General features: G+C 45.5%; 19 protein-coding genes. All 19 read left to right on the top strand.

Going from position 1 to position 20196, the window contains the following annotated elements:
• Positions 1–179: 179 nt before the first annotated feature.
• Positions 180–2669: a stage II sporulation protein E gene (gene spoIIE, locus LQ247_RS21585; protein WP_020449819.1), complete on the top strand. Its 2490-nt coding sequence runs from the start codon at positions 180–182 to the stop codon at positions 2667–2669.
• A gap of 76 nt (positions 2670–2745) precedes the next feature.
• Complete coding sequence (locus LQ247_RS21580) at positions 2746–3483, top strand: vWA domain-containing protein (RefSeq protein WP_020449820.1); 738 nt, start codon at positions 2746–2748, stop codon at positions 3481–3483.
• Positions 3452–4486, top strand: a complete 1035-nt coding sequence (locus LQ247_RS21575) for a protein kinase domain-containing protein (RefSeq protein WP_231006589.1) — start codon at positions 3452–3454, stop codon at positions 4484–4486. Before LQ247_RS21580 ends, LQ247_RS21575 begins: the two co-directional genes overlap by 32 nt.
• Positions 4487–4588: 102 nt before the next feature.
• Positions 4589–6019: a tRNA lysidine(34) synthetase TilS gene (tilS, locus tag LQ247_RS21570; RefSeq protein WP_144499167.1), complete on the top strand. Its 1431-nt coding sequence runs from the start codon at positions 4589–4591 to the stop codon at positions 6017–6019.
• The gene (gene hpt / locus LQ247_RS21565) at positions 6003–6542 is read left to right on the top strand and encodes a hypoxanthine phosphoribosyltransferase (RefSeq protein WP_003178236.1); all 540 of its coding nucleotides are present in this window, start codon (positions 6003–6005) and stop codon (positions 6540–6542) included. The genes tilS and hpt overlap by 17 nt, the downstream gene beginning before the upstream one ends.
• Before the next feature lie 96 nt (positions 6543–6638).
• Positions 6639–8558 (top strand): ATP-dependent zinc metalloprotease FtsH, encoded by a 1920-nt coding sequence (ftsH, locus tag LQ247_RS21560; RefSeq protein WP_020449823.1) that lies wholly within the window; start codon positions 6639–6641, stop codon positions 8556–8558.
• 200 nt (positions 8559–8758) lie between these two features.
• Positions 8759–9535 (top strand): type III pantothenate kinase, encoded by a 777-nt coding sequence (locus LQ247_RS21555; RefSeq protein ID WP_003178242.1) that lies wholly within the window; start codon positions 8759–8761, stop codon positions 9533–9535.
• Between the two features lie 11 nt (positions 9536–9546).
• Positions 9547–10416 (top strand): Hsp33 family molecular chaperone HslO, encoded by an 870-nt coding sequence (gene hslO / locus LQ247_RS21550; protein WP_020449824.1) that lies wholly within the window; start codon positions 9547–9549, stop codon positions 10414–10416.
• A gap of 52 nt (positions 10417–10468) precedes the next feature.
• Positions 10469–11359: a peptidyl-prolyl cis-trans isomerase gene (locus tag LQ247_RS21545; protein ID WP_026578991.1), complete on the top strand. Its 891-nt coding sequence runs from the start codon at positions 10469–10471 to the stop codon at positions 11357–11359.
• 75 nt (positions 11360–11434) lie between these two features.
• A complete protein-coding gene (cysK, locus tag LQ247_RS21540) occupies positions 11435–12358 on the top strand; it encodes a cysteine synthase A (RefSeq protein WP_020449826.1) in 924 nt (307 codons plus the stop codon).
• Positions 12359–12556: 198 nt separating this feature from the next.
• Positions 12557–13987 carry an anthranilate synthase component I family protein gene (locus LQ247_RS21535; protein WP_025809565.1) on the top strand — a complete coding sequence of 477 codons (1431 nt, stop codon included), beginning with the start codon at positions 12557–12559 and terminating at the stop codon, positions 13985–13987.
• Positions 13984–14568 (top strand): aminodeoxychorismate/anthranilate synthase component II, encoded by a 585-nt coding sequence (gene pabA / locus LQ247_RS21530; protein WP_020449828.1) that lies wholly within the window; start codon positions 13984–13986, stop codon positions 14566–14568. The genes LQ247_RS21535 and pabA overlap by 4 nt, the downstream gene beginning before the upstream one ends.
• Positions 14565–15434: an aminodeoxychorismate lyase gene (gene pabC / locus LQ247_RS21525; protein ID WP_096747836.1), complete on the top strand. Its 870-nt coding sequence runs from the start codon at positions 14565–14567 to the stop codon at positions 15432–15434. The genes pabA and pabC overlap by 4 nt, the downstream gene beginning before the upstream one ends.
• A gap of 5 nt (positions 15435–15439) precedes the next feature.
• Positions 15440–16297: a dihydropteroate synthase gene (folP, locus tag LQ247_RS21520; protein WP_035337486.1), complete on the top strand. Its 858-nt coding sequence runs from the start codon at positions 15440–15442 to the stop codon at positions 16295–16297.
• Complete coding sequence (gene folB, locus LQ247_RS21515) at positions 16290–16652, top strand: dihydroneopterin aldolase (protein WP_023855968.1); 363 nt, start codon at positions 16290–16292, stop codon at positions 16650–16652. Before folP ends, folB begins: the two co-directional genes overlap by 8 nt.
• On the top strand, positions 16649–17149 hold the full coding sequence (gene folK, locus LQ247_RS21510; protein WP_020449832.1) for a 2-amino-4-hydroxy-6-hydroxymethyldihydropteridine diphosphokinase: 501 nt from the start codon (positions 16649–16651) through the stop codon (positions 17147–17149). The genes folB and folK overlap by 4 nt, the downstream gene beginning before the upstream one ends.
• The gene (locus LQ247_RS21505) at positions 17101–17310 is read left to right on the top strand and encodes a helix-turn-helix domain-containing protein (RefSeq protein ID WP_031304995.1); all 210 of its coding nucleotides are present in this window, start codon (positions 17101–17103) and stop codon (positions 17308–17310) included. The genes folK and LQ247_RS21505 overlap by 49 nt, the downstream gene beginning before the upstream one ends.
• A 16-nt stretch (positions 17311–17326) precedes the next feature.
• The gene (gene dusB / locus LQ247_RS21500) at positions 17327–18328 is read left to right on the top strand and encodes a tRNA dihydrouridine synthase DusB (RefSeq protein ID WP_020449833.1); all 1002 of its coding nucleotides are present in this window, start codon (positions 17327–17329) and stop codon (positions 18326–18328) included.
• An 84-nt stretch (positions 18329–18412) separates the two neighbouring features.
• Entirely contained in the window at positions 18413–19912 is a 1500-nt protein-coding gene (gene lysS / locus LQ247_RS21495) for a lysine--tRNA ligase (protein WP_023855967.1), read from the top strand.
• Positions 19913–20196: the final 284 nt, after the last annotated feature.

Here is a 20196-nt window from a genome sequence, read left to right as displayed (position 1 = left end):
TTTTTGCTGCATAAAAATACGCAAAATAACGGGAATGGACTCGACTTATCAAGAGTGATTGAAGCATGCTACAAAAAGCGTCGAACAGTTCTTTGAATTCATTACCTTCTTTTGACAAAATCCTATTTCATCTTTCGTTATAATGGCAAGCAACGAATAAACGAGTGGGAGATGAGAGCATGGAAAAAGCGGAAAGAAGAGTGAACAGCCCAATAGCTGGACCTGTTGTTCAAAAATTGTATTCATGGATTGGCAGCACGACGAAGCTTGTAATGCAGCATTTATATTCCCTCTTTTTTTATAAAGGGCTGATCTATATGATCATCGGTTTTTTATTGGGACGAGCCTTCATTCTGTCAGAGGTCATTCCCTTTGCTCTTCCATTTTTCGGAGCGATGCTTTTAATTAAAAAAGATAAAGCTTTTCTTGCATGCCTGGCACTTCTTGCCGGGGCTCTGAGCATATCGCCTCAGCATTCGCTGTTCGTGCTTGCGGCTCTGTTTGCATTTGCGATATGTTCCAAAATGACGTCTCTTATTATAAAAGATCGCGTCAGAACGCTGCCTGTCGTCGTCTTTTTAGCGATGGCTGTGACAAGATGCGGATTTGTATATGCCGAATACGGAACGGTTTCGGGTTATCACTATATTATGGCTTTTGTTGAAGCCGGGTTATCGTTTATCCTCACACTGATTTTTTTGCAAAGCCTGCCGATTGTTACATCAAAGCGGGCGAAACAGTCGCTGAAAATTGAAGAGATCATTTGTTTTATGATTTTAATCGCTTCTGTTCTCACAGGTTTGACAGGCGTTTCTTTTCAAGGCATGCAGGCTGAACTGATATTGGCCCGTTATGTCGTGCTCGCTTTCGCGTTCATCGGGGGCGCGAGCATCGGCTGTACAGTCGGTGTTGTGACCGGGCTGATCCTCAGCCTTTCAAATATCGGCAATTTATATCAGATGAGCCTGCTGGCTTTTTCAGGCCTTCTCGGCGGTTTGTTAAAAGAAGGAAAAAAGTTCGGTGCTGCGGTCGGCTTATTGATCGGATCTCTATTGATTTCTCTGTACGGAGAAGGTTCAGCTGAACTTGTGCCGACGCTTTATGAATCACTGATTGCAATCGGCCTGTTCCTTTTAACCCCTCAGTCGATTACGAAAAAAGTGGCTAAGTATATACCGGGAACGACTGAACACGCTCAGGAACAGCAGCAATATGCAAGAAAAATCCGCGATGTCACCGCGCAGAAGGTCGATCAGTTTTCGAGTGTTTTTCACGCATTATCCGAAAGCTTCGCTACCTTTTATCATTCGGTTCCGGATGATGAAGGAAAAGAAAAAGAGATCGATCTGTTTTTGAGCACGGTAACAGAACACTCCTGCCAGTCCTGTTATAAGAAAAACAAGTGCTGGGTTCAGAACTTTGATAAAACATATGACTTGATGAAACGAGTTATGCAGGAAACAGAAGAAAAGCAATATTTTAAAAACCGCAAGCTGAAAAAGGAGTTTCATCAGCACTGCTCCAAATCAAAGCAAGTAGAAGCGCTGATGGAAGACGAGCTGTCTCATTTTAGGGCAAACCAGACATTAAAACAAAAGGTGCATGACAGCAGGCGTCTCGTCGCAGAGCAGCTGCTCGGGGTTTCTCAGGTCATGGCGGACTTTTCTCGGGAAATAAAAAGGGAGAGGGAGCAGCATTTTATTCAAGAAGAACAAATTCGGGATGCGCTGCAGCATTTCGGCATTGAAATTCAACAAGTCGAAATTTACAGCCTAGAGCAGGGAAATATCGATATCGAAATGAGTATCCCGTATTGCAACGGCCACGGGGAGTGTGAAAAAATCATCGCTCCGATGCTGTCCGATATTTTGGAAGAACAAATTATCGTCAAAGCGGAACAGTGCGCCGGCCATCCGAATGGATATTGTCATGTTGCTTTCGGTTCGGCGAAGTCATACAGGGTGGTGACGGGAGCCGCACATGCAGCAAAAGGAGGAGGGCTTGTCTCCGGCGACAGCTACAATATGATGGAGCTCGGCACCGGCAAATATGCGGCCGCCATCAGCGATGGTATGGGAAATGGCGCAAGGGCCCATTTTGAAAGCAATGAGACGATCAAGCTGTTGGAAAAGATTCTTCAGTCGGGCATCGACGAAAAAGTGGCGATTAAAACGATCAACAGCATTCTTTCATTAAGGACGACAGATGAAATATATTCGACATTGGATTTATCGGTCATCGATCTTCAGGATGCGAGCTGCAAGTTTTTGAAAATCGGCTCCACCCCGAGCTTTATTAAAAGAGGCGATCAGATTATCAAAGTGCAGGCCAGCAATCTGCCGATCGGCATCATTACAGAATTCGATGTTGATGTAGTCAGCGAGCAATTAAAAGCGGGAGACCTTTTGATTATGATGAGCGACGGAATCTTTGAAGGGCCTAGACATGTTGAAAATCATGATCTGTGGATGAAGCGTAAATTGAAATCTCTGAAAACCGAGGAGCCGCAGGAAATCGCCGACTTGATCATGGAAGAAGTGATTCGGACAAGGTCGGGTCTGATTGAGGACGATATGACGGTGATTGTTATCAAGCTGGACCATAATACGCCAAAGTGGGCCTCCATTCCGGCGCCGTCTTTTTTCCAAAAGAATCAAGAGATTTCTTAGCCTTCGTATAAATCAAATTTCTTCTGGCGATGATGGAACTAAATCAAGATATCTTTGTCCAGGAGGAATAAAAACGATGAAAAAGGGGCACTTGAATCAAATCCTGCTTTTGACGGACGGCTGTTCAAACCGCGGCGAAGACCCGCAGGCCATGGCCGCCTTTGCGAAGGAGCAGGGAATTACCGTGAATGTGATTGGGATTATGGACGAGCATGAAATGGATCAGGAGGCGATGAAAGAAGTTGAAGGGATCGCCCTCGCAGGCGGGGGAGTTCACCAGGTTGTTTACGCGTCGCAGCTGTCGCAGACCGTTCAAATGGTGACAAAAAAGGCGATGACGCAAACCCTTCAAGGCGTTGTCAATAGTGAGCTCAAACAAATTCTCGGCAAGCATACCGAAATGGATGAACTGCCTCCTGATAAACGCGGTGAAGTTATGGAAGTCGTAGATGAGCTCGGCGAGACCGTACATCTTCATGTATTGGTTCTTGTCGATACAAGCGCGAGCATGAATCCGAAGCTGCCGACTGTTAAAGAAGCATTGATAGACCTTTCCATCAGTCTCAATTCAAGAATCGGCGAAAATGAATTTGCGATGCTTATATTTCCCGGGAAAAAACAAGAGGTCGAGCTTGTGCTTGATTGGACCCCGAAGTTTGAATCTCTTTCTTCAATATTTTCCAAGCTTTCAGCCGGCGGCATTACGCCGACAGGACCCGCAATACGAGAGGCGATTCAGCATTTTAACAAAATCGGCTCAAGAAGGAGAATGTTAGAAGACGATGAAAAACACTTCGACGAGTTTGGCGGCTAGTCTAAAGCCGGGTGCAGCCGTTGTTGGAAAGTGGAACAATCATTCCTACAAGATCATCAGACAGCTTGGAAAAGGGGCGAATGGCGTTGTATATCTGGCCGATTCGGGAAAGGGCCGCGTTGCATTAAAAGTGAGCGATGACAGCCTGTCCATTACCTCGGAAGTGAATGTTCTGAAATCTTTCTCAAAGGCCCAGGCAAAAGCAATGGGGCCTTCTTTTTTTGATGTGGATGACATGATGGTTGCGGGTGCGGGCAAAAAACTTTCATTTTATGTCATGGAATATATTGAAGGTCCGCTTCTTTTAAGATATGTAAACGAAAAAGGCGAGGAATGGATACCGGTGCTAATCAGCCAGCTTCTCTCAAGTTTGTCGGCCATTCATCGCGAAGGATGGGTGTTTGGAGATTTAAAGCCCGAGAATTTAATCGTGACGGGCCCGCCGCCGCAAATCCGCTGCATTGATGTGGGCGGGACGACAAAAGAAGGCCGGGCAATCAAGGAATATACAGAGTTTTTTGACAGAGGCTATTGGGAATTTGGAACCCGTAAGGCTGAGCCTTCGTATGATCTGTTTTCAGTCGCCATGATTATGGTGAACTGTGCGGTGAAAAAAGAATTTAAAAAGACAGCAAGACCTCAGGAACAGCTTATGTCAGTCATCGACGGACAGCCGTTTTTAAAGCGGTATAAGCCGGTTCTTGCTTCTGCTTTAAAAGGAAGCTATCGAACAGCTGATGAAATGAAGGGAGACCTCCTGGCAATCGGACGGCCGGCCAGAATGCAAAGCAGCCGCCAGTCGAGAACCGCCCGCTCTTCATCGGCATCCGCCCCGTCTCAAGGCTCGCGGCATAAGCGGGGGACGCCTCAGCAGCAAATGTTAAGAAGCGGGCGCAGAAAGCAAAGAAACAGTTCTAAATCCGGCGGTGTTTTTGAAACGCTGCTGATCGTCGTAAGCGTTCTTGCCCTTTACTTTGCGTATATCGTTCTCTTTTTTATTTAGCTCTGCTTTGCTGGCGGATAGCTCTTCTTTGCAGGGACCGATTGAAAGTGTTAGGATATTTATATCTTTTGAAATACACCCTGCTCTTAGTGGGAGGACATTGTGAAAAGTATTGAAGATTTCATGAGAAAATACGAACTGTCATTTGATGAAGCGACACTGGTTGCAGGCGTCTCCGGCGGGCCTGATTCGATGGCGCTGCTGCATGCTCTGCAACGTACGGTTCCTGCCTCGGCGACGCTGATTGCCGCACACGTCGATCATATGTTCAGAGGCGAAGAGTCTGAGCATGATATGCGGTTCGTTCAGGACTACTGCGAGGCGGAAGGCATACAATGCGAGGCGGTGCAAATCGATGTCCTGACATTTGCCGCGGAAAACAATCTGAATAAACAGGCTGCTGCGAGAGAATGCCGGTATGCGTTTTTTCAAGAATTAATGAAAAGGCGCCGGGCTGAATACCTGGTTCTGGCTCATCATGGCGATGATCAGGTGGAAACGATGCTGATGAAGATGGCAAAAGGCACTGTCGGGCTCGGGCTTGCTGGAATTCAGCCAAAGCGCCGTTTTGACAGCGGCTGGCTGCTTAGGCCGTTTCTAAGGCTGTCAAAGGATGATCTTTTGGCTTACTGCAAAGAGAATCGAATACCGTATAGAACCGATCCGAGCAACAGTGAGGATGATTACACAAGGAACCGGTTCAGGCACCATGTTCTCCCTTTTCTGAAGAAAGAGTCGGAAGATGTCCATAAAAGGTTTCAATCCGTAAGTGAATTCCTGACAGAAGACGAATTATACTTACAGGCATTAACGAAAGACAAAATGAATACAGTAATCACAAGCAAGTCAAGTTCCGGTGTCGAAATCAGCATCGATCGGCTTCTTGCGCTCCCTATGCCTTTACAAAGAAGGGGAGTTCATCTAATATTAAACTATCTTTATGAAAACGTTCCATCAGCGTTTTCAGCCCATCATATTCAAGTGTTTCTGGATTGGATTTCACAAGGTGGACCATCCGGTTCCCTTGATTTTCCGAATGGGCTAAAAGTTGCAAAATCTTATCATACATGTTTGTTTACATTTCAGCGTTTACAATGTGAAAATGTTTCCTATCATTATGAAATAAGCGGGGCAGACGAAGAAGAACTGAAGCTTCCCGACGGCTCCTCCCTTCATGTGAGCGGACCCGGTTCAACCCGGAAGCTGCAAGGAAACGATGTTTTTGCAACAAGTCCCAAGCAGGTTCAATTCCCCCTTTATGTACGGACAAGGCAAAACGGAGACCGAATCAAACTTAAAGGGATGAACGGCTCAAAAAAGGTTAAAGATATATTTATTGATGAAAAAGTGCCTCTTGCGAAAAGAGACAGCTGGCCCATTGTAACAGACGCGGTTGGAAACATTATTTGGATACCTGGTCTGAAAAAAACCATTTTTGAGGAACTTGATGTTACAAACAATGATCGCATTGTATTACAATATAGACAGCATGAAAAGTGTAGGGGGCTAGCAAAGAATGAAACAGGATATTGAAAATATCTTGATCTCAGAAGAAGAGATCCAAAAGAAAGTCAAGGAGCTGGGCGCAACTCTGACAGAAGAGTACAGCGGCAAGTTTCCGCTGGCAATCGGTGTGTTAAAGGGAGCCATGCCGTTTATGGCTGATCTTTTGAAGCATATTGATACATATTTGGAAATGGATTTCATGGATGTATCAAGCTACGGCAGTTCAACGGTTTCTTCCGGAGAGGTAAAAATCATTAAGGATTTGGACACATCTGTAGAGGGCCGTGACATCTTAATTATTGAGGATATCATCGACAGTGGGCTGACCTTGAGTTATCTTGTAGAGCTTTTCCGATACCGCAAAGCAAAATCGATTAAGATCGTAACCCTTCTTGATAAACCAAGCGGACGAAAAGCGGATATCAAAGCGGATTACGTCGGCTTTGAAGTTCCCGATGCATTCGTTGTCGGATATGGTCTCGATTATGCTGAACGCTATCGTAACCTTCCGTACATCGGAGTGCTGAAACCTGCGGTTTATGAGAGCTGATTCGGGCTTGTTAGCGAAAGGGATATCTGTTGTATTGGAACGATTTTCTATGATACTATTGAACATAGTTGTGCTTACTGTGGGAGGAGGTAAGGAATGAATCGGGTCTTCCGTAATACCATTTTTTATTTACTTATTTTATTAGTTGTGATCGGAGTTGTGAGCTACTTCCAAACCGCAAATCCGAAAACAGAAAATATGACGTATAGTGACTTTGTTTCAAACCTAGATAAAGGGAAGGTTGAAAATGTCTCCATCCAGCCTGTCAGGGGCGTGTACGAGGTTCGGGGACAGCTGACGACCTATGAGAAAGATCAATATTTCCTGACCCATGTTCCTGAAGGAAAAGGGGCAGATCAAATCATTGATCAAGTGAAAAAAACGAAGATACAAGTAGAACCTGCACAGGAAGCAAATGGATGGATGACGTTCTTTACCACCATCATCCCTTTTGTTATTATCTTCATTCTTTTCTTCTTCCTGCTTAATCAGGCTCAAGGCGGCGGAAGCCGTGTTATGAACTTTGGAAAAAGCAAGGCGAAGCTCTATACAGAAGAAAAGAAACGCGTCAAATTCAAAGATGTGGCAGGAGCGGATGAAGAAAAGCAAGAGCTTGTGGAAGTCGTTGATTTCCTCAAGGATCCCCGCAAGTTCGCTGAACTCGGAGCAAGGATTCCGAAAGGCGTGCTTTTGGTCGGACCTCCGGGTACCGGTAAAACATTGCTGGCGAAAGCTTGTGCCGGAGAAGCAGGGGTGCCTTTCTTCAGCATCAGCGGTTCTGACTTCGTTGAAATGTTCGTCGGGGTTGGTGCATCACGTGTTCGCGACTTATTCGAAAACGCTAAGAAAAATGCACCGTGTCTGATTTTCATCGATGAAATTGATGCTGTCGGACGCCAGCGGGGAGCAGGTCTTGGCGGAGGGCACGATGAACGTGAACAGACGCTCAACCAGCTTCTTGTTGAAATGGACGGATTCAGCGCCAATGAAGGAATCATCATTATCGCTGCGACAAACCGCGCCGATATTTTAGACCCTGCATTGCTGCGTCCGGGACGTTTTGACCGTCAAATTACAGTTGACCGCCCAGATGTTAAAGGCCGTGAAGCTGTACTTCAAGTACACGCAAGAAACAAGCCGCTTGATGAATCCGTAAACTTAAAAGCGATCGCGATGCGGACGCCTGGATTCTCAGGTGCAGATCTTGAAAACCTTTTAAATGAAGCGGCTCTCGTAGCAGCGCGTCAAGATAAGAAAAAGATCGATATGCGAGACATCGATGAAGCGACAGACCGCGTCATCGCCGGACCTGCAAAGAAAAGCAGGGTCATTTCGAAAAAAGAACGCAATATCGTGGCTTATCACGAGGCGGGACACACTGTAATCGGACTTGTCTTGGATGAAGCGGATATGGTGCATAAAGTAACGATCGTACCGCGCGGCCAAGCGGGCGGATACGCCGTTATGCTTCCTAAGGAAGACCGTTATTTCCAAACCAAACCCGAACTTCTCGATAAGATCGTCGGCTTGCTTGGAGGCCGTGTAGCTGAAGAGATCATCTTCGGTGAGGTCAGCACGGGTGCCCATAACGACTTCCAGCGCGCTACAGGCATTGCCAGACGAATGGTAACTGAATTCGGTATGTCTGAAAAGCTCGGTCCTCTTCAATTCGGACAATCGCAAGGCGGGCAAGTGTTCTTGGGACGCGATTTCAACAATGACCAAAACTACAGCGACGCGATTGCGTATGAAATCGATAAAGAAATTCAGCGCTTCATTAAGGAATGTTATGAACGTGCAAAAACAATCCTTACTGAAAATCGCGACAAACTTGAGCTGATCGCTCAAACATTGCTGGAAGTTGAAACGCTCGACGCTGAGCAAATCAAACATTTGTCTGAGCACGGAAGACTTCCTGATCGCACATATTCGGATGATCAGGAAAAGACAGACGATGTGAAAGTCAACATCAATAAACGAGATGACGAAGAAAAAAACGAGGATGAGAAAGAATAACGACTTATTTCCGCCTCTTCAGGAAAACTGCCAAGCTCTGCTTTTGGCAGTTTTCTTTTTTTATGGTTAAAAAACCTCTTTGGAAAATCTTTGTTCACTACGATTTGATTCGTTTACAAACAGAATCGGCATCGTGTATTGTATGATGGTAGAATGTTTTATGCCCAAGTAAGAGAAACTAGTCAAAAGTGGTGATCAGAATGTTGCTTGTTATAGATGTGGGAAATACAAACACCGTCCTTGGCATCTACCACGAAGGAGAGCTCGAATATCATTGGCGGATTGAGACAAGCCGCCATAAAACGGAAGATGAATTCGGCATGCTTCTTCGTTCTTTATTTGATTATGTCGGACTGATGTTTGACCAGATCGAAGGAATTATTATTTCATCAGTTGTACCTCCGATCATGTTCTCCCTCGAAAGAATGTGTATTAAATATTTTCAGATCGAGCCTCAGATTGTCGGTCCGGGAATGAAAACAGGATTAAACATAAAATACGATAATCCGAAAGAAGTCGGAGCAGACCGCATTGTAAATGCAGTGGCGGCTATTCATCTCTATGGGAGCCCCCTGATTGTCGTTGATTTTGGAACCGCTACGACGTACTGTTATATTAACGAGCGCAAGGAGTACATGGGCGGTGCGATCGCGCCGGGCATCACGATTTCAACTGAAGCGCTTTATTCGAGAGCTGCCAAGCTTCCCAGAATTGAAATTGCACGGCCCGATCATATTGTCGGCAAAAGTACGGTCAGCGCGATGCAGTCCGGAATCCTTTACGGCTACGTCGGACAGGTTGAAGGCATTGTCAAACGGATGAAATGGCAGTCCAAGAAAAATCCGAAAGTCATTGCGACGGGAGGTCTTGCTTCCTTGATAGCAGACGAATCGGACTGCATCGATATCGTTGACCCGTTCCTTACATTGAAGGGACTAGAGCTTATTTATGAACGGAATCGTGTTGAAAGTGTATAGGAGGATGAGGTATGGATTATTTAGTGAAAGCCATCGCATATGACGGCAAAGTGAGAGCATATGCAGCGAATACAACAGAAACGATTCATGAAGCCCAAAGAAGGCATAACACATGGCCTACCGCTTCCGCCGCTTTAGGAAGAACGATGACGGCGGCTGTCATGCTCGGTGCCATGCTGAAAGGCGAAGACAAGCTTACCGTCAAGATTGAAGGAGGCGGACCGATCGGCGCGATTGTCGCTGACGGAAATGCAAAAGGAGATGTCAGGGGCTACGTGTCCAATCCGCACGTTCATTTTGACTTAAATGAACACGGCAAACTGGACGTCAGAAGAGCCGTCGGTACGTCCGGCACACTAAGCGTAGTAAAAGATCTCGGTCTCCGCGATTTATTTACAGGCCAGGTTGAGATCGTTTCCGGAGAAATCGGCGAGGATTTTACATATTATCTCGTATCTTCTGAACAGGTTCCTTCTTCGGTGGGTGTAGGGGTGCTCGTCAACCCCGACAATACGATTTTAGCTGCAGGCGGATTTATCCTTCAGCTGCTGCCGGGCACGGACGATGAAACAATCACGAAGCTTGAAACAAACCTTTCTCAAGTGGAGCCCATTTCAAAGCTGATTCAGAAAGGTTTGACACCTGAGGAAGTGCTGGCTGCGGTATTGGGAGAAGAACCGGAAATACTGGAAACCGTTCCTGTCCGGTTTACATGCAATTGTTCAAAAGAGCGTTTCTCAGGAGGCATCATCGGTCTTGGCAAAGATGAAATTCAACAGATGATTGATGAAGATGGCCAAGCTGAGGCTCAATGCCATTTTTGCAATGAGAAGTATCTGTTTACAAAGGAAGAGCTTGAAGCGCTTCGAGATGAAATATAAGCCCGCTATGCAGTAGCGGGTCTTTTACAATGGGGAAAGGGGAGACACCATATTGAAATCAAGAACACTTTGGCCGATTATTTTAGGTGCGATCTTTGTCAACTGTATCGTGATCGCGTATGTTTTGACGAAATCGCAGACTGCTTCTTCACCGTCCGCTCAAGAAGTCATTGCACATATCGGAAAAAACGGCATCACGCGTGAAGAATGGCTGAGCGAAATGGAAGAGCGCTATGGAAAATCAACGCTTGAAGATATGATCAACGACCGCGTTGTTACCCAAATGGCCGAAAAAAATAAGATCAAAGTGTCTGATGAAGACATTGAAAGAGAATTTCTGCTGATTAAAGCTGTATACAATTCCTTCTACGAAGACGAAGCCACAACAGAAAAAGAATGGAAAGAGCAGATCAAGCATAATATTCTTCTAGAAGAGCTCCTGACAAAAGATATTGTCATTTCTGACAGCGAATTGAAGTCATTCTATAACAAAAATAAGGACTTATATAAATTCGATGATTCTTATCGCCTCAAGCATATCGTTGTCAAAGATAAAGACGAAGCAGAACAAGTTCTTAAAGAGCTGAAGGAAGGATCCAGCTTTGAAGCGGCCGCGGCTGAACATTCGACTGACCGGTATACGTCTCCTTACGGCGGCGACCTCGGGTTCGTCAATGATCAGCACGAAAACATTCCGGCCGAATATTTAGAGAAAGCTGAGCAGCTAAAGGAAAATCAATGGGTGGATGAACCAATTAAAACGAGCCAAGGCTATGCAATCATCCAGCTCAAAGAAAAGCTCCCGGGGCAAGCTTTCACTTACAGCGAAGTGAAAAATCAAATCAGAAGGCAGATCGCGATGGATCAATTAGGCGACAAAGCTTCGGTGAAGACACTTTGGAAAGATGCGAAAGTATCTTGGTTTTATGACGATAAAAAATAAAGATTGACAAAATATTTTGATATTGATAAATTAGATATAATCCCAATAAAATTACTCGGAAATTGAGGTGTTCAAATGGTTCGCGTTGCAAACTCTGTTTATGACTTAATCGGAAATACACCTGTCGTTAAATTAAATCGACTAGTTGATGAAGACAGTGCTGAAGTATATGTGAAACTGGAGTATATGAACCCTGGAAGCAGCGTAAAAGACCGGATTGCGCTTGCCATGATAGAAGATGCTGAAGAGAAAGGCCTTCTGAAAGAAGGAGATACACTGATTGAACCGACCAGCGGAAATACGGGAATCGGACTTGCCATGGTCGCTGCAGCGAAGGGCATCAAAGCGATTCTTGTTATGCCTGATACAATGAGTTCTGAGCGCCGCAACCTTCTGCGTGCATATGGAGCTGAGCTTGTGCTGACTCCGGGTGCTGAAGGAATGAAAGGCGCGATTAAAAAAGCGGAAGAACTGGCTGAGGAGCACGGCTATTTTATGCCTCAGCAATTTAACAACCCTGCGAACTCAGAAGTTCACCGCCGCACAACGGGAAAAGAAATCGCCGAACAATTCGGAGACGGTTTAGATGCATTCATTGCAGGTATCGGAACCGGCGGAACGATAACAGGTGCCGGAGAAGTCCTGAAAGAAAAAAATCCGTCCATCAAGATTTTCGCGGTGGAACCGACTGATTCTCCTGTTCTTTCCGGAGGAAAACCAGGTCCGCACAAAATTCAGGGAATCGGAGCGGGATTCGTTCCGAAAATCTTGAATACGGAAATTTACGATGAAATCATCACAGTGAAAAACGAAGAAGCCTTTGAATTTGCCCGTAAAGCGGCGAGAGAAGAAGGAATTCTCGGAGGAATTTCTTCGGGTGCTGCGATCTGTGCTGCTCTTCAAGTCGCTAAAAAGCTTGGGAAAGGCAAAAAAGTTCTCGCTGTTCTTCCTAGTAACGGAGAGAGATACTTAAGCACGCCTCTTTATCAATTTGAATAGGCTCCAGTTGAAACGGGAGGCTGCCGACAATGTCGGCGGCCTTTTGTTTTTCACGGGCGAAGCCCTTTTAAAAGCTCGGTGTCCTTGAGTGAACATGCTCAAGGACTTTTTTCTATATTGGAAATGAAATTCTCTTTTCCTAGAAAAAAGATATGCATTACAATAAGGACATTAGACTAACGGCAGAGGAATGATATGATGAGACAACGAAGGCCTGTAGCCAGAGCGTTCCCATTTTCCAATCAACGGTTTTTAGAGCAATTTGAAAGCCTGTCGAAAGGAAAGCAATACCGCGTTCTGCTCGAAAGTGCGAGAGGCGGAGAATACAGCATAGCCGGGCTCGACCCTGTCGCAATAGCAAAAGGGAAAGACGGCATCACGACGATTCAATACAAAGGGGACATCATATTCAAAGAGGGGGATCCGTTTCAGCAGTTTTCTCAGTGGTTTGAAACGCTGAAAACGGAGACGGTTGCAGATTTTCCCGACTTTCAGGGCGGGGCTGTCGGTTTTCTAAGCTATGACTATGCCCGATATATTGAGAAATTCAAAATCCTGTCTATCGATGATCTGCAAACGCCGGATTTATTCTTTCTCGTATTTGATGATATAGCCGTCTATGATCATAAGCAGCAGCAGCTTTGGGTGATTACCCACACCGTTGAAGAATCGCCGGCCGCTTCGGAAGAGAAACTGGACAGGCTTGAGCAAATGTGGAAGACGGAACATCCGAAGACCGCTGGCGGTCATCAATCAAATGATAATAAAAGCCCGTCATTCGCAGCTTCATTTACAGAAGCCGGCTTTTCTCAGGCTGTTGAGAAGGTGAAGCAATACATTGCAAGCGGCGACGTATTTCAGGTGAACCTTTCTGTTCGCCAGTCGGAGCGCCTGTCTGCGCCTCCTTATGAGGTATACAAAATGTTAAGAGAAATCAACCCTTCGCCGTACATGTCCTACTTGGAAACCCCGGATTTTCAAATCATCTGCGGGTCGCCCGAACTGCTCATTAAGAAAAAGGGCACCAGGCTTGAGACAAGACCGATTGCCGGGACGAGATCCCGCGGGGCGGATGAAGCGGAGGATGAAGCGCTCGCGAACGAACTGATCATGAATGAAAAAGAGCGCGCCGAACATGTGATGCTCGTTGATTTAGAGCGTAATGACCTCGGCAGGGTCTCCAAGTACGGTTCGGTCAGGGTCGATGAATTCATGGTGATTGAGAAGTATTCCCATGTCATGCATATCGTCTCTAATGTGTGCGGGGAACTAAGGGACGAATGCGATGCCGTGGATGTCATCCATGCCGTGTTTCCCGGCGGTACGATTACAGGAGCGCCGAAAGTTAGAACGATGGAAATTATAGAGGAGCTTGAGCCGACGAGACGGGGGCTTTATACTGGTTCTATAGGATGGTTCGGATATAATCAGGATATGCACTTTAATATCGTTATCCGAACGATATATGTGAAAGCGGGCCAGGCGTTCATGCAGTCCGGAGCTGGAATCGTCATCGATTCCAACCCTAAGCATGAATATAAAGAGTCAATTAAAAAGGCCCTGGCGATGAAAAAGGCGCTGCAGTTGAGTGAAGAAGAGAAAAAAGAGCAGAGGAGAGCTGAGATATGATTCTAATGATCGACAATTACGATTCATTTACGTACAATTTGGTTCAGTATTTAGGTGAGCTTGGCGAGGAGTTAGTCGTCAAGCGGAACGATGAGATCACGCTTCAGGAAATAGAGGATATGTCGCCTGACTTTTTGATGATATCTCCCGGTCCTTGCAGTCCGGATGAGGCCGGGATCAGCCTTGAAGTGATCCGCCATTTTGCCGGGAAGATACCGATTTTCGGGGTCTGTCTCGGACATCAGTCGATCGCCCAGGTTTTCGGAGGCGATGTCGTCAGGGCGGAACGGTTAATGCATGGGAAAACTTCCGAGATCTTGCACGACGGGTTGACGGTCTTTAAAGACTTGGAACATCCGCTCACGGCCACGAGGTATCATTCGTTGATCGTCAAACCGGATACGCTGCCCGGTTGTTTTGTGACATCGGCTTGGACGGAAGAAGGGGAGATTATGGCCATCAGGCATAAAGAACTGCCTATTGAAGGCGTTCAGTTCCATCCGGAGTCGATTATGACTGCCTCCGGAAAAGAAATGCTGAAGAATTTTATTGAGACTTACCGAAAGAAAGTGAACACATGATCATTTACCTGAACGGTCAATATGTGAAGGAGGAGGAAGCAAGACTTTCTCCTTTTGACCATGGTTTTTTATACGGAATCGGGGTATTTGAAACGTTCCGCCTTTATGAAGGGGAGCCCTTCCTTTTAGACTGGCATATGGACAGACTGAACAACGCTTTGGAACAGCTGAGAATTGAGCTTGAGCTGACAAAAAGCGAAGTGCTTGCCATTCTTGACAGGCTGCTTCAGTTGAATCAGCCCCCAAATCTGGATGCCAAGGTCCGGTTAAATATATCTGCCGGTCCCGGTGACTCAGGTCTTTTTCCTGATTCATACAAAAAACCCGGTGTTATGGTGATGATGAATCCTTTTCATCCTGAATCGGTTCCGGTTGAAAAGGAGGGTGTCATTTTACAGGTCCGACGCAATACGCCAGAAGGTCCGTTCCGCTTGAAATCACATCACTTTTTAAATAATCTGTTCGGAAAAAGAGAGCTCGGACCAGACGCTGCCAAAGAAGGGATTTTTCTTACCGAAGGCGGAGCTGTAGCCGAAGGGATCATTTCCAACATTTTTTGGGGAAAAGACGGTTGTGTGTATACACCTTCTCTTGATACCGGCATATTAGGCGGCGTCACCCGGCGTTATGTCATCGAGCGCCTTGCAGATATGGGAATCGAAGTTATGCAGGGGGTATACCCTTTAAAGGAGCTTCTCTTTGCGGACGAAGCATGGATGACCAATTCCGTTCAGGAAATCGTTCCATTCCGGAGAATCGGCAGCACTCAATTTCCGGGAAAGGATGGAAATTTGTCGAAACGTCTGCAAGAGGCATACACTAACGATAGAAAAGCAGCAAAAGACTATATTTCAATTAAAGGGTGAAGGATATGGCGCTTCAAACAGCGGTGCGTTCAAAGAAGTTGACCGCAAAGCAATACACATTGTCTTATGAAGATAAAACATTGATCATGGGGATTTTAAATGTGACGCCCGATTCTTTTTCAGACGGCGGAAAATATAACAGCATCGACCGCGCCGTTATTCATGCAAAGCAAATGATCGAAGACGGCGCCCATATCCTTGATATCGGAGGAGAATCAACGAGGCCGGGGGCGGAAAAGGTTTCTCTTGATGAGGAGCTGTCAAGGGTCATACCTGTAATTGAAAAACTTGTTCAGGAAATCGACGTGCCGATTTCTGTTGACACTTATAAAGCAAAAGTGGCGGATGAAGCCCTTAAGGCCGGTGCAACGATTATCAATGATGTCTGGGGAGCAAAAGCAGACCCTGACATGGCCCGGGTTGCGGCCGCTCATAATGTGCCGATTATCTTGATGCATAACCGCGAGGAACGGAATTATAAGGACTTGATCCCGGACATGCTGTCTGATTTGATGGAATGTGTGAGCATTGCAAAATCAGCAGGCGTTCAAGATCATCACATCGTACTTGATCCGGGTATCGGCTTTGCCAAAACGTATCATGACAATCTGGCGGTCATGAACCAGCTTGAGAAATTCAGCGAACTCGGATACCCGGTTTTATTGGGGACGTCACGCAAAAAATTTATCGGCCGTGTTCTGGATCTGCCGCCTGAGGAGAGGGCGGAAGGCACGGGCGCGACGGTATGCCTCGGTATTCAAAAAGGGTGCGATATCGTCAGGGTGCATGACGTCAAGCAAATTTCCAGGATGGCAAAAATGATGGATGCCATGATTGATAAAGGAGGCGTTTATCATCGATAAAGTGTATGTAGAGGGCATGGAGTTTTACGGATATCACGGTGTTTTCAAAGAAGAAAACAAACTTGGCCAAAGATTCCGCGTTGATCTGACAGCATTTCTAGACTTAAGCGAAGCCGGAAAAACGGATCGTATTGATGCCACCATTAATTATGCTGATTTGTATAAGCTGTGCAAAGAGGTTGTGGAGGGAGAGCCGGTCAACCTTGTGGAGACCCTCGCAGAAACGATTGCCGCAAAAGTGCTGAAGCATTTTGAAGCGGTTCAGGAATGCACGGTCAAAGTCGTCAAGCCTGACCCGCCTATACCGGGACACTATAAATCGGTGGCCATCGAGATGACGAGGAAACGACAATGAACAATTCGGCATATATAGCGCTCGGCTCGAATATCGGCCAGCGGGAAGAATATTTAAAAAAAGCTGTCTCTCTCCTCCATCAACATCCGTCTGTACAGGTGACAGACATCTCGTCGATTTATGAAACAGATCCTGTCGGGTATACAGACCAAGATCTATTTTTAAACATGGCTGCAGCTGTTAAAACATCTCTTTCACCGTTTGAATTGCTTGATTTGACTCAGCGTATTGAAAAAGAACTCGGCCGCAAACGCGACATCAGATGGGGGCCGAGAACTGCAGACCTTGACATTTTGTTGTATAATCGTGAAAATATTGAGACAGAGCAACTTATCGTTCCTCATCCTAGAATGCATGAACGTTTGTTTGTGCTCATCCCGCTGCTGGAGATTTATCCCGAGCTTGAGGGAGCTGTCAATCATGCGAAAAATCAAGAAGGTGTAAGAGTATGGAAGCAGAAATCTGGGGTAGACGAATTCGTGCATATCGAAAGCTGAAGGGTTATACTCAAGAAGGGTTTGCAAAAGCATTGGGTATATCCGTTTCTGTGCTTGGTGAAGTAGAACGCGGGAATCGTATGCCGTCGGAGAGCATGCTCAGGGATGTAGCCAATACTTTAAATATAACAGTGGAGGAATTATCTCCATCAGAAGAATAAGAAAGGAGGACTAAAAATGTTTAAAATCGGTGATATAGAATTAAAAAACAGGGTTGTGCTTGCGCCGATGGCCGGTGTCTGCAACTCCGCCTTCCGCTTGACGGTTAAGGAATTCGGAGCGGGTTTGGTCTGCGCCGAAATGGTCAGCGATAAAGCGATCCTTTACAATAATGCAAAAACAATGGGAATGCTTTATATCGATGAACGTGAAAAGCCGCTCAGCCTGCAGATCTTCGGCGGCGAAAAAGAAACGCTTGTCGAAGCGGCGAGGTTTGTTGACCAAAACACAACTGCGGATATTATTGATATAAACATGGGATGTCCGGTGCCAAAGATTACAAAATGTGATGCAGGAGCCAAATGGCTGCTTGATCCGAATAAAATTTATGAAATGGTTTCTGCAGTAGTGGAGGCTGTTGACAAGCCGGTGACCGTAAAAATGAGAATGGGCTGGGATGAAGACCATATCTTTGCCGTTGAGAATGCGAAAGCTGTAGAGCGCGCAGGCGGAAAAGCGGTCGCTCTTCACGGGCGGACCCGCGTGCAAATGTACGAAGGAACGGCAAATTGGGATATTATCAAAGAAGTGAAGCAGTCCGTTTCAATACCGGTAATCGGAAACGGTGATGTCAAAACTCCGCAAGATGCAAAACGCATGCTTGATGAAACAGGGGTTGACGGTGTCATGATCGGCCGTGCAGCGCTGGGTAACCCGTGGATGATTTACCGTACGGTTCACTATTTAGAAACAGGCGAATTGAAAGATGAGCCGAAAGTGCGTGAGAAAATGTCTGTCTGCAAACTTCACCTTGACCGATTAATCGGACTGAAAGGCGAAAATGTTGCGGTTCGCGAAATGAGAAAGCACGCAGCCTGGTATCTAAAAGGCATAAGAGGAAACGCAAAGGTCCGGAATGAAATTAATCATTGCGAAACGAGGGATGAGCTCGTTCAGCTTTTAGACGCGTTTACGATTGAAGCCGAGGCAAAAGAGCTTCAGGATGCAAAAGTAGGATAAATCCGACCTCTGCTCACTGCCAGTTTTCACTGGCAGTTTTTCTGCTTTTTTCCTGAAAGACTAAAAGTAACGGAGTGATATATGATGAGTCATGAAGAGCATAACCATGAAGAATTAAACGACCAGCTGCAAGTCAGACGCGATAAAATGAATCAATTGAGAGAAAACGGGAAAGATCCTTTCGGGCAGCGTTTTGACCGCACCCATCAATCAACTGATCTCATTGAATCATATAATGAATTCTCAAAAGAAGAATTAGAGGAAAAAGCAATTGAAGTGACGATTGCCGGCCGGATGATGACAAAGCGTGGAAAAGGAAAAGCGGGATTCGCGCACATTCAGGATTTAAAGGGCCAGATTCAGATCTATGTCAGGAAAGACAGTGTCGGTGAAGAGCAGTACGAATGGTTTAAAAGCTCTGACCTCGGGGACATTGTCGGCGTTACAGGCGTCATGTTTAAAACGAATGTTGGCGAATTGTCTGTCAAAGCTACATCCTTTGATTTATTAACAAAAGCACTTCGTCCGCTTCCGGACAAATATCACGGATTAAAAGACATCGAACAGCGCTACCGTCAGCGTTATTTGGACTTGATCGTAAACCCGGAAAGCAAAAATACGTTTATTACGCGCAGCAAAATCATTCAATCGATGAGAAGATACTTAGATGACCACGGATACTTAGAAGTTGAGACGCCTACGATGCACGCGATTCCGGGCGGAGCGTCTGCCCGTCCGTTCATTACGCATCATAATGCGCTTGATATGCCGCTTTACATGAGGATCGCTATCGAGCTCCATTTGAAAAGGCTGATTGTCGGCGGATTGGAAAAAGTCTATGAAATCGGACGTGTATTCAGAAATGAAGGAGTTTCCACACGGCACAATCCTGAATTTACAATGATTGAACTTTACGAAGCTTATGCTGACTATAAAGATATTATGAGCTTGACGGAAAACCTTATCGCTCATATTGCACAAGAAGTGCTTGGCACTACAACCGTTCAATACGGAGATTATGAAGTTGACCTCAAGCCTGAATGGAAGAGACTTCATATGGTCGATGCTGTTAAAGAAGCCACCGGTGTAGACTTCTGGAAAGAAGTATCGGTAGAAGAAGCAAGAACATTCGCGAAAGAACACGGAATTGAAATTTCTGAAAGCATGTCAGTAGGACATATCATTAATGAGTTCTTCGAGCAAAAAGTTGAAGAAACGTTGATTCAGCCTACTTTTATATACGGACACCCTGTGGAGATTTCTCCGCTTGCTAAGAAAAACCCTGAAGACCCTCGATTTACAGACCGTTTTGAGCTGTTTATCGTCGGCCGTGAACACGCGAATGCATTTACTGAATTAAATGATCCTATCGACCAAAAAGAACGCTTTGAAGCTCAATTAAAAGAACGTGAAGAAGGAAACGATGAAGCGCATATGATGGATGAAGACTTTGTCGAAGCACTGGAGTACGGAATGCCTCCTACCGGCGGTCTTGGAATCGGCATTGACAGACTGATTATGCTTTTGACGAATTCTCCTTCAATCAGGGACGTTTTACTATTCCCGCAAATGAGACATCGTTAAATGACGTTTGGGCAGCAGCCGTGTAACAAGCGGCTGCTGCGCATTTAAAACAAATTAAATTTTTTCTCAAAAAAGTATTGCACAATCATAAATACGGTGGTATATTATTATTCGTTGCCGCAAAACGGCGGCGAAAGAAAAAAAGAACTTAAAAAAAGTTCTTGACTTAATATCCGAGATTGGATATAATATAAAAGTCGCTTTAATAATGATCTTTGAAAACTAAACAAGACAAACGTACCTGTTAATTCATTAAATAAATCGTACATGCGAATGTGCGTAGT

It is taken from the genome of Bacillus sp. BS3(2021) (assembly GCF_021043345.1).
GTDB classification, from domain to species: Bacteria; Bacillota; Bacilli; order Bacillales; family Bacillaceae; genus Bacillus; species Bacillus paralicheniformis.
Note: the sequence above shows the minus strand (reverse complement) of the source record. Positions and strands in the feature narration are given on the sequence as shown.